This window comes from Shewanella xiamenensis, from assembly GCF_014647135.1.
Lineage (GTDB): Bacteria > Pseudomonadota > Gammaproteobacteria > Enterobacterales > Shewanellaceae > Shewanella > Shewanella xiamenensis.
In genome coordinates this window covers 34,347-46,030 of the sequence record NZ_BMOP01000005.1, presented here as the reverse complement: position 1 = coordinate 46,030, position 11,684 = coordinate 34,347, and the positions used below count along the sequence as shown (strand labels likewise).

6 protein-coding genes and 1 pseudogene are annotated in these 11,684 nt (G+C 45.6%); 4 read left to right on the top strand and 3 right to left on the bottom strand.

Annotation, left to right across the window (positions count from 1 at the left end):
* Positions 1-30 precede the first annotated feature (30 nt).
* Positions 31-1,551, bottom strand: a complete 1,521-nt coding sequence (gene dacB, locus IEY09_RS06405; RefSeq protein ID WP_188870340.1) for a D-alanyl-D-alanine carboxypeptidase/D-alanyl-D-alanine endopeptidase — start codon at positions 1,549-1,551, stop codon at positions 31-33.
* A 580-nt stretch (positions 1,552-2,131) separates the two neighbouring features.
* Between dacB and IEY09_RS06400 the strand changes: the two genes are divergently transcribed.
* Entirely contained in the window at positions 2,132-2,464 is a 333-nt protein-coding gene (locus IEY09_RS06400) for a DUF1904 domain-containing protein (RefSeq protein ID WP_011072371.1), read from the top strand.
* 11 nt (positions 2,465-2,475) lie between these two features.
* On the top strand, positions 2,476-3,789 hold the full coding sequence (pssA, locus tag IEY09_RS06395; protein ID WP_037428083.1) for a CDP-diacylglycerol--serine O-phosphatidyltransferase: 1,314 nt from the start codon (positions 2,476-2,478) through the stop codon (positions 3,787-3,789).
* A gap of 65 nt (positions 3,790-3,854) precedes the next feature.
* On the opposite strand, the gene emrD is transcribed toward pssA, so the two are convergent.
* Entirely contained in the window at positions 3,855-5,099 is a 1,245-nt protein-coding gene (gene emrD, locus IEY09_RS06390) for a multidrug efflux MFS transporter EmrD (RefSeq protein ID WP_188870338.1), read from the bottom strand.
* Positions 5,100-5,437: 338 nt separating this feature from the next.
* Positions 5,438-6,568, bottom strand: a complete 1,131-nt coding sequence (ampC, locus tag IEY09_RS06385) for a class C beta-lactamase (RefSeq protein WP_229777761.1) — start codon at positions 6,566-6,568, stop codon at positions 5,438-5,440.
* Between the two features lie 758 nt (positions 6,569-7,326).
* Between ampC and IEY09_RS06380 the strand changes: the two genes are divergently transcribed.
* Together IEY09_RS06380 and IEY09_RS06375 are read left to right on the top strand one after the other, a co-directional pair.
* Positions 7,327-8,304, top strand: coding sequence for a transposase (locus IEY09_RS06380; RefSeq protein ID WP_188870334.1), 978 nt, complete (start codon positions 7,327-7,329; stop codon positions 8,302-8,304).
* Positions 8,305-8,538: 234 nt separating this feature from the next.
* Positions 8,539-11,682: pseudogene (locus tag IEY09_RS06375) on the top strand (RHS repeat domain-containing protein); the annotation flags it as partial.
* Positions 11,683-11,684 lie beyond the last annotated feature (2 nt).

Genomic DNA, 11,684 nt, shown 5'->3' with positions numbered 1-11,684 from the left:
GCACTGATTTATCAGTGCTTTTTAGTTTTGTCAGTCAATTAATTTAACCGTGTTGAGTTCTTTAGTCGATGTTTGGTTTGTTTGTGCCTGTTGTTCAACTGTAGTTATGAGACGAGTCAAAAAGTCAGCGCTAAACGCAGGCGTGCGTTGTTTTTTCGTTTCAGGACTAATGCCATTCTCAAGCACCACAAATAAGATATCCCGCTGTGGTATTCGAATAAAACCAGCTAAATTGGCAACCCCTTGCATTGAACCTGTCTTGGCAAAAACACGGTTTTTGAGCGGTGGTTGAGTGTAACCCAGTCGATATTTTAGCGTACCGCTGACTCCCGCCTCGGGCAAACTGTCAATCAGGCTGTGAAAGCGGGCATCTTGATAAATTAGTGTAAGCACATTGGCTAATTGCCTTGCGCTCAATAAGTTATAACGAGAAAGCCCTGAACCATCGACGATATTGGCGTGGGTTAAATCGACTCCCAAATCGCTAAGGATATGGCGCATGGCCGCCGCACCATTGGTAAAGTTTCCTTGGGTTTGGTAATAGCGTTGTCCGACTAACTTAAACAGGCTGTCGGCGATCAGATTATCCGACTTAAGCAACATAGTCTTTAACAACTCCGGCAAAGGCGCACTACTGTGACTGGCGATAAGTTTTGCCTTTGAAGGTATTGCGTTGCCAATTTTAACTTTACCCGAGAGCGACATTTCCCCCTTGAGTGTGGCCGTTAACGTATCCATGGCGAATTTTTCAGGATCGGTTATTGCAATAGCGAGGGGAATAGCCTCACTGCCCGGATAACATCCCCGAAGGTGATATTGATTTTGCCCAAGTCGCACTAAATCGAGCTGACAAAAATCATGGCTAGCTTTGGGAGAGAATATCGCGTCACTGCTGACCTTTACCCCAAAACTAGATACCCTTAATTTGACCTCAGAGGAATGCTTGTTCGAGCTTGGAACGAATTGCCCATAAACACAGTTTTGATTGATGATGTAACTCGACACTGGCGCCGCAAAACAAATGCCGAGGTCGTCCCACACCCAGCCAGGAGCTTGTAATTGCTCTTGTTTATCACCGATAAGATAAAGATGCCCGTCAATACTGTTGATGCCCTGTTTTTGTAGGTGGGCAAACAAGGCCTTAAGATCGTCTTGAGTGAGGGTAGGATCGCCACTAAAGCGCAGATAGACACTTCCCGCAATATGGCCTTGGCGAATAGGGGCATCGCTCCACAGCTCAGTCACATAACGAAAATCGGCCCCAAGGTTGGCCAATGCTGTGACGGCAGTAAGGACCTTTTGTGTGCTTGCGGGGATAAACAAGGTATCAGCTTGCTGGCTATAAAGCTGTTTACTGTTCGCCATATCCAGTGCCAGCAGCGCAATTTGCGAGTGACGTGGTGCAATATCATTAATTTGTTGACTCAAGATCGCATGTTGAATATCTGCAGTCGTAGCCCACAGCTGATGTGGTAATAGGGCTGTTGCTACTACCGTTAGCAATATGCCTGCCGAACGCTGTAAATTGAATAATGGGGAGAACGTTTCCATGTCTGTTGTATGTTTACTCTCTTAATTAGCGGTCATGACTGCCATCATCTTTTTCCATCAGACGATACAACCTTAGGGTAACAAATAAAACCAAGCCAATAAAAAGTGGCAAAATGAGTAATCCAAGTTGCGCTTTAAAATGAAAAATGCCCCACGCTAAAGCTAAAGTCAGTGCGAGGGTTAACAGGATTTTTTTATTCATAGAGTTTTAGAGTGTTGACTGGTGACGTTTTAGTTTACGCTAAAACACGCAAAACGGGCATGCTTGCATTAGGAGCAACCCATATTTTGTGATTAAACTACCATTTTGGGCACCCTATGTAGATAAGCAAAATGAGCAACCGATAAAGAGTGCAAGCGTATTTGGTTAGTCGTTGAAGTCGGCTTGTCTGCTCGTATATATTTAGGCTGAACCGACGTAATTTTACACTTATTATTGCCAATGACTTGTTTCAGCTCAAATTACCAGCAAAATAGGCGTTACGCCGCGCTCTTTTCATCGAAAAGTCTTGCCGAGTTGCAGTGAAGTCGGTAATTTCTACCCCTTACGATTTTAGGATCTTAGGTAACCACTAAAACCATGCCTCATATTAGTATGCGCGGCTTACCCCAGGCAGTCGTTGCAGAGCTTAGCCAAACATTACTGCAGTCTTTGGCGGCTATATGTAAAGGTAAAGCAGAGAGTTTTACATTAGATTGGATCCCCAGCATCAGTTACCGTAATGGTAGAATTGATCAGCGTTTTGTCCAAATCGAATTGCTTTGGTTTCCGGTAGACCCTGATATTCATCTTAAAGTAGAACAAACAATCAGGCTGGCAGTGACAGAAGCCTACCCAGAATTAACACAGATTGCTGTGATGTTTTTGTCACTGACCCCAAGCGCTTCCTATCGGGGTGGTCAGCATGTTTAAAGGAGGATGCCTTGCTAGATAAGCTTGGTGGAATAGCCGTTCAACCCGAGGCTTTAACGTGGTTGCTTACGCCATGCCGATTTAAGGCAGAGTTACTTACTCGCATCGAAAATGCCAAGAACAGCATTTACATCGCTGCACTCTATTTAGAAGATGATGAAGCAGGGCGGGAGATTTTACAGGCCTTGATGACGGCGAAGGCTAAAAATCCTGCGTTAGATATCAAAATTTTGGTCGATTTTCACCGTGCTAGACGTGGCTTGATTGGCCATAAGGGTGATAGCGGTAATTATTTGATGTACCGCAAAGTGATGGCTGAAGCTGAATATCCAATCGAGATTATGGGCGTACCAGTCAAATCCCGTGAATTTATGGGTGTATTACACCTTAAAGGCTTTGTAATTGATGATGCCGTGATTTATAGCGGTGCAAGTCTTAATAATATCTATCTACAGCAAAACGATAAATACCGTTTCGACCGCTACCATGTGATTGAGTCAGCAGAGCTGGCACGCAGCATGCGCGCAATGATCCAACGTTATATCATTGCCGATCCAGCAGTGACATCGCTTACTCAAGATGCGCAGCAGGAAGTGTTACCGCCTAAAACCGATGTGCGCAGCTTTAAATTACGTTTGTCACAGGCACAGTACGAGTTTAACGCAACTCGGACAGGTAATCGGGTAACACCATTACTGGGCTTAGGCCGTAAACATAATTTATTGAATAAAGCGGTTATTGCGATGGTTGAGGAGTCAAAAGATAGACTCTTTATCTGCACACCTTACTTTAACCCTCCTTATATATTAGTCCGTGCCTTAGCTAAACATCTGCGCAACGGCAAACGGATTGATATTGTCGTCGGCGATAAAACGGCGAATGACTTTTATATTCCACCTGAGCAAGATTTTTCCACCATCGGTGCCTTGCCGTATTTATATGAACAGTCGCTGCGTAAATTTGCCAAACGTCAGCAGTGGGCGATTGATAATGGCCAGCTCAATATTCACCTGTGGAAGCATGGGATCAACAGTTACCACCTCAAAGGTATCAGTGCCGATGGGCGTAAGCATTTGATCACAGGCTCAAATCTAAACCCTAGAGCATGGGCGTTGGATTTAGAGAATGGGCTCTTGATCCACGATGAAACAGGTAGCTGGAAGGCGCAATTTGAGGCCGAGCAAGCGCATATTCTTGAGCATACACAGAGGTTATATCACTATAGCCAAGTGGATACTTTGCAAAGCTATCCCGATCCGGTGAAGAAGATTATGAATCGTATTAGAAGATTAAAAGCAGACTTTTTACTAAGACGGATCCTGTAATCGATAAGCATCAGATAAAACTAAAGCCCACATAAGTGGGCTTTGTTATTTTGATAGAGCAAACCTCAGGTTTTTTGCGGCAATAGTGTTTGATGGGTATCGTTTTGATCTCGGGCATAATGTAAGGCCACAATCACTAAAAGCACCATCAGCGCGCTCAGTAAACCGATACTTAACTGGCCTCCCATAGGTACAAGCGACATAGTTAATGCCGCCAGCCCTGCGCCAAAGTTTTGTAAACCACCGAGCAAAGCCCCCGCAATGCCCGCTTGACGAGGAAAAGGTTCTAACGCAGCCGAGGTTAATGTCGGAAATAACATGCCGGCGCCGCTGAAAAATAAAATTGAGCCTATCAACAAACTCCAGCCTACAACCAGTTGAAACAACCCAGGGATCAACATAAACAATGCGCCAGCACCGAGCAAGGCAACACCTTGAAATACGGTTCGTTGTGCTTGTTTTTGTCTTCCTGCTACCAGTGCACCGAGTAAATAGCCGGGGATAGGCGCCACAAAATAACAGCTCACCATAAAAGATGAGAGTTGCAAATATTGGCCATAGAGCACACCCGCAATGGCTTCAAAGGCGGCAATCCCCGCAAAGGTGGCGATTAATGAAAATAGATATGCCCTAAAGCTGCGGTGGCGTAGCACATGGCGATAGGAGGCGAACACTGGTTGTTGCTCTCGTTTGTCTTTTGGTAAAGACTCTTTAAAACAAAAACAAAGCAGTAACCAAACCAAGACGCCAAACCCAAATAACACCCAGTAAACGGCTTGCCAACCTAAGTAGGCTGAAGCAAGGCTCCCTAAGAAGGGCGCCACCAAGGGTAAAAACACCACCGCCATGGACACATAGCTATTAAATTTAACTAAGTTATCGCCAAAGTAATGATCCCTAGGAATGCTGCGGCACAGGGCGCCGGCACTGGCTGTGCCTAGGCCTTGAAGCAGACTCGCGCAAATTAACTGATTAAAGCTTGTGGCTTGTGTGGCAATTAACGCGCCGATCATAAAAATCCCAATACCAACCAACAATGGGAGTTTTCGCCCATAGCGGTCAGATAATGGGCCATAGATAAATTGACATAAACCGTAGGCGAGCAGATAACAGGCCATGACTGCTTGTAGCTTGCTTGCATCGACGGCTAAACCTTGGGCAATCAGCGGGAGTGCTGGCACAAAAATCGTTTGAGCCATTTGTCCACAGGCCACCATAAAGACCAGCATAAAGAGCAATCGAGTGGTACTTCCTGCTGATGAAGCCGACGCTTTTGATGAGATTAAAGACGGTTTTTCGCCTGACATCATAATTCCGTAAAAAAGCACAGTTGAACAATGGCGCGCATCTTACGCCCAAAATTGAGTAGTTCAATGGCTAATCGTCTTGATTTTCAGGAATATTTTTTCATCTAACACATAAGTTTTTCTATGCTTTTATGGCTGTAAAACTAAGCTTACACTTGGTGTTTATCTTGTTAATCAGGTTTTGTAATTGATAAAGGGTGGATTTTTAAGTCAACAATATAACACTTTTATTAACATGGGTTTTGATCAATAACGAGATATTCGTGGCAGAGAAATTGAATGGAGAGAAAACCTCTCCATTTTGGCAAGCGCGGTTTGGGCTGAAATATGATGACGCGATATTAATTTTGCAGTGTTTCTAAGCCTGTTAATATCTGGTAACCCGCGGTTACCCGTGGCGGCACGGGATAATTTTTATTGCTCAATAACACCAATGCCAGCTTTTTAGCTGGAATATAAGCCACATACGCAGCAAAACCACCCGTTGAGCCAGTCTTATTTATCCAGACATTTTGCTGTTGCGCTTGGGGTGGTGTAATGGCTTTCACTGGCATGCTGCCAAACACTACATCTTGAGTATGTCCAGTGAGGAGCTTATCAAGGGCAATAGGATACGGATATTGCTCCCAAATCATCGCTTGAGTCATCATGCCGACATCAAAATAGCCCGTATGGGTGGCATCAATGGCACGTTGCAACCTTGCAGGCACCGAATGCTGCTGCATATTGGTTTCAACAAAACGGAGCAGATCTACAACCGTCGTTTTTATTCCGTAGGCCTCATCGGCGAACACTCCGGGATTGAGGCGTACTGGCTGATCTTGCTTATTGTAGCCTTGGGCGTAGTCAGTCATTTTATTGGTTGGAACCATAAAATAGCTGTTTGTCATGCCAAGTTGTCGAAAGAGAGTTTGCTCTACGGCCTCAGGAAAACCTTGACCAAGCTGCTTTGCCGCGATCACACCGAGAAGACCAATGCTGGGATTGGCATAATTGCGGTGAGTACCTGCGGCATAAGCTGGTTGCCAGGCTTTTAAATAGCTTATTAACTCAGCATTATTGGTTATATTATCAGGGACCTGCATGGGCAGATTTCCCGCAGTATGGGTGGCTAAATGAATGAGATTGATCTGGTCAAAATGGCTATCGGTTAATTCAGGCAGATATTGGCTTACCTTATCTGTTAGCGTCAGTTTACCCTCAAGTTGAGCGTATGTTGCGAGGGTCGCGGTAAAAGTTTTACTGATAGAACCAATCTCAAATAGGGTATTTTCATTCACCTTTTCCCCTGTCTTTTTTGAACTGACACCATAAGAAAAGAAATACTGTTGTCCATTGATACTTACCCCGATTGCAATCCCAGGGATCCCATATTCGTTCATTAAAGGATTAACAGTAGAATCGATAAGGGCTTCTATAGCCTGGGCATTCGGAGGGAAGCTGACGCCCCGTTGTGGCGCGGCATTTACCATTAATGGTGTCACTGCTAGCAATATTCCGCCAAAAATGATCGAGCCTACGTTGTGTGAACTTAATGGTGTAGATAACAAAGCGAAGCGGGTGAGCTTTACCGCTTGCAAGATAGACGTGGGCATATAATTCCTTGCATTTTTGTTGGGGCCTGCAAATGGCACTGATTCAACATAGATTGATGAATGAAAGATTTAGCACGATTTAAATCAGATTGGCTACAAATTTAGCCTAAGCTGTTTTGATCTTCGGCGATCGTTTAGCAAAGCGTAACCAATTAGTTGGCCTATGGCAGCGTTCTTTTCGGTACGCAGCCTTTTCTACAATGTTTANGGTGTGTAGGATGAATTGCCATTGTTTCCCCTGTGACACGCCATAAACTCATCCCTGAGGGCTCGACGGCGGCATCCATGCCGCCAACGATCACAGTTGCAACAATGGCAATCTTTACGATCATTGAACTGTTCATTGGCTAAAAGCTTTTTGCCCCAAAGCTTCTTAGCACTTGTTTAGTGAATCGAAAACTGACGAATGAGTTGCCCTACAAAATCTCATCTATTTACCTAATGTTTGGCCCAAGCGTAAAGCGACTAACAATGTATGGGTATACAGTCGTATTTAAATTTAGATGCTTTTGAGTGTTTTACACTCATTAGTTTGCGCGTTTATCGGCCTCCCCTAAAGTTGGACACCCAGCCTTAATAGCGCGGTAGCTAACCTCCGACTATGCTTTGGTTAAGCATTAAACAAGGAGGTTTGTATGCCGCGCCCTCGCAGAACCCAGATAAGCCTTGAAGACACACCCTATTACCATTGCTGTAGCCGCGTTGTTCGGCGGGCTTTTTTATGTGGCGATGATAGTTACTCGGGTAAAAACTATGACCATCGCCGCGCTTGGGTGGAGTCATTATTGTTTGAACTTGAAGCAGTTTTTGCCATCGATATCGCAGCATTTGCGGTAATGTCGAATCATCTGCATGTGGTGCTGCGGGTCGATATCGACAGTGCTAATCGCTGGACTGACCGCGAAGTGCTTGAGCAGTGGCATAAGTTGTTTAAAGGCGATGAGTTAACGCAAAAATTCGTTAAAGGTGAGTTAGTTGAAGCCTATGAGGTCAACAGATTAAAGCATTCCATCGCCCTTTATCGCAGTCGTTTGTGTGATATTTCATGGTTTATGCGCTGTTTGAATGAGCCGATTGCAAGGCAAGCAAATCAAGAAGATAACTGCACAGGTCGTTTTTGGGAAGGTCGGTTCAAATCTCAGGCCCTACTCGATGAAGCCGCGGTATTAGCCTGTATGACTTACGTCGATTTGAATCCCATCAGAGCACAACTAACTGATACACCAGAACAATCCGACCATACCAGTATTCAACTACGTATTCGTGCCGTATTAAGAGGTGAGCAGCCGAGCAATCTCCTGCCATTTATTGGTCACGAGTGCGACAACCAACCCAATGGCATTGGGTTTTCATTAACGGATTACCTTCAATTGGTGGAAGATACAGGCCGAATTATTCGCAACGATAAACGTGGATGCATCAGTGAAAGTAGCGCCAAGTTACTGACAAGATTAAATATCCCCCATGAGAACTGGCTCAAACTGACCACCGAGTTTGGCAAACTATTTCATGGTCCGGTGGGCACGCTGCAAGAACTGACAGATTACTGCGAACATCTCGAAAAGCGACGACGGCACTTTGCGTCAAGCTGCCAGCACTTTAACAGTAACTGACAACTGCTTATATCACTTCAAAAGCCTCACCCAGAACACATCCCAAGCACTATGGGCCAATTTACTTCGTCTGAAATACCTAATTTTTGAAGGAATTAGCGCAATTTATTGCCCTAGATGCTGTCCCCGCGATTGTTGATTGTCCCTATTTAAACCATTTTAATTCGGACAAGTTGTTGGCAAACATAAAGTGCATTATGTTATTGATTTATATTGGGTGGCTGGATTTATTTAATGGCGGCAAGGCAAACCAGTTTTACCTACACCAAAGATGGCACAACTCAGGCCGATGATGGCTATCTGCCTTACAAGGTTACCAATGCCAAAGGGCATATCACCACCACCGAATACGACATGGGGCTAGGACTCCCCTCCAAGGTGATAGCGCCTAATAATATCGTGACTCAAACCGAGTACGATGGTATCGGTCGTCCGGTGCAGGTCAAACAGACGGGTAGCCCGACTCGCTATTTGCGCTATTTACTCGCCAATGAGGGTAATAATCCGCCCCAGGACAACGACAATATTCCTGCGGTGATGACCCGCACCAGTGGTGCTGGTATCCCCGAAACGGAGCAATATTTTGACGGCCAAGGTCGCTTACTGCGTACGGCAACCCAAGGCTTTGATGGGGGCTATCAATATCAGGATAAGCATTATGATGCGCTTGGACGCTTAACCCGAGAATCGACGCCCTACGGTAATGGTACGGCGGCAGACTATACCGAGTTCAGTGATTTTGATGCACTCGATAGACCCGGCAGACGCACCATTCCTAATGGGCGCTCCGGTGGGCTAGAGTCACTTTACTCCTATAATGGGTTAACCACGGATATCAATGTCGAAGGACGCTTGATGTCGCGCACCTATGGCAGTCAAGGCTGGTTATATGAAACCGTGGATGCGCAAAATGGCACCAACCGCTTTGCCTATGATAGTGCGGGTAGACCGTTAGTTATCCGCGATGCAAACAATAATGATATCAAAGCGACTTACAACGGCTTTGGCCATAAAACCCAAGTTATCGACCCTAATCAAGGCACCACAGTCTTCGGTTACAACAGCGTAGGCGAACTGGATAAGCAAACCGATGCCAATGGCGTAGTACAAACCTATGTACTCGATGTGCTAGGGCGCGTTACCAGTAAAACCACCACGGGCGGCAGTGCGCCAGGTACAGCAACCTTTGTGTGGGACACGCTCAAACAAGGCTTACTCACTTCTGAAACTGAAAACGGCGTCGCTCGTACTTATGCTTACACAACTGCACTGCAATTGGCGCAAACCACAGTGACCGTTGATGGTGTGAGCCGCACGGTTAAGCATCAGTACGATGGCTTTTATGGTCGTCCTAAGGCACTCGAATACCCGAACGGTTTGACTCTTAAATATGCTTATAACGATTATGGTTACCTCGAGCAGACCAGCAACGCCGCCTCGGGCTATCAGTATCGGCGCATCACCGCCATGGATGAAGCGGGCCATATCACAGGCGCCGACCTTGCTAACCGGGTGATGTCTGAATCACGGGTTTATTACAGTGAAGGCACCATGGCGAGTGTCGAAGTGGATGGCCCGCTGGGGCGTATTCATGCGCACTACTATGATGGCTATGATGAGTTTATGAATCTCACCAGTGAACGTGATGGCGTCACTGGGCTGACGAAAAGCTACCACTACGACAGCCTGAATCGACTGGAAAGCTACAGTTTTAGCAATACCAATCCGACCTTTAGCGCCACGGTCAACTACGGCTACGATAAAGTCGGTAACTTCCTTAAAAAGACCGACTACAGTGCCAATAGCAGCACTGCCTACCGTTATGGTGGCAGCGCCAGCTGTGCCGCAGGCAATAATGCCGGCCCCAATGCGGTATGTCAGCTCACTAAACTCAATGGCACCACGGTGAGTTTTCAATATGATAAGCGCGGTAATTTGCGTGTGGGTGATGGCCTGACCATGACCTACAACGCCATGGATAAGCCACTGAGTGTCTCTGGCCGTGGTGCCACCACCAGTTTTGTCTATGGCAGCGATAATATGCGCGCCAAGCAAAGCCGTACGGTCGGCAGCGCAACGACAACCACTTATTATGTCGATAAGTACTATGAAGCCGACAGTGATGGCAGTTGGCGTGCCTACCTTGATGATATCGCTGTACTCAGTTATACCTCACAGCGTGGTCATTTGCTGCAATTTACTCTCAAGGACCGCCTCGGCAGTGCAACCACCCTAGCGGACCAAAATGGCAATATTGTTAGCCAGCGCTATTTTGACCCCTTTGGGCGAACCACCGATTTGGGTATCAACCATAAGCTGGATATCCAAAATAAAAACACGACACTTTCTCAACTACAGGATTTAGCGGTCACCAATAAAAACCGCCGTGGTTTTACCGACCACGAGCATCTGAATGAGCAGCAGTTAATTCATATGAACGGGCGGATTTACGACTATAACCTTGGTCGGTTTATGAGTGTTGATCCATTTATTCAGAGCCCCACCTCGACCCAGAGCGTGAATCCCTACTCATATATCATGAACAACCCGCTGGCAGGGACAGATCCGACGGGGTACTGTGCAACCACAGATAAAGTTCAGGATTGTGCGGACAGTATAGAAAGTGGCACAACGCAGGATATTACTGATAAAGATGGCAAAACCGTCGGTACTGTTGGTAAGGACAGTCAGGGCAACATGTACATTACCAAAGGCAATGGTGCGAGTGCCCATCAAGGGATTCAGAGTGTCATGAGCAATACTGATAACCTGTCTGATATGGGAAGTCTGAAACAGACAGCTTCGAAGAGTGGAGGGAGTGTTGGCTCATCGACAATGAAGGAAACTACGGTCGGGGTTGATAAAACAAAAAACTGGTCAAAAATGACTGATTTCACGAAAAAAGCAATTAATCGGGAAATCGTTAAAGCATATGAAAATTCTGGGCTAGATGCTGTTTTCTCTGGCGAAGGAGCCATGGATTTGGCAGCAGAGAAGTTTGCAGACGCAATGAATCCAATATCTATGAAGTATAACATTGAAATTGGTGCCAATATATTTGTTAATACTCAGACAGGTGCGGTGTATCTTTCGGATCCAGTAACTGATTACGTCTCTAATCGGATAACTAGCGACACTTACGATACTAAAGGAAATGAGACAATACGTTCAGGTCTTTCAAGAGAGGCCGTCGTTCACACTCATTCTAGATATACACCTGGGGCAGATAAATTTTCTGATGGTGACTACGATTTTGCATTTAGAAAATCGTTGAGCGCGATATATGTAGCAACTCCAATGGGGAATTTACACAAATGGAATACAGGCACAAAGAGAGAAGAGACCACAATAAAAAGCGACATTTCGACTTGGGAATAAAT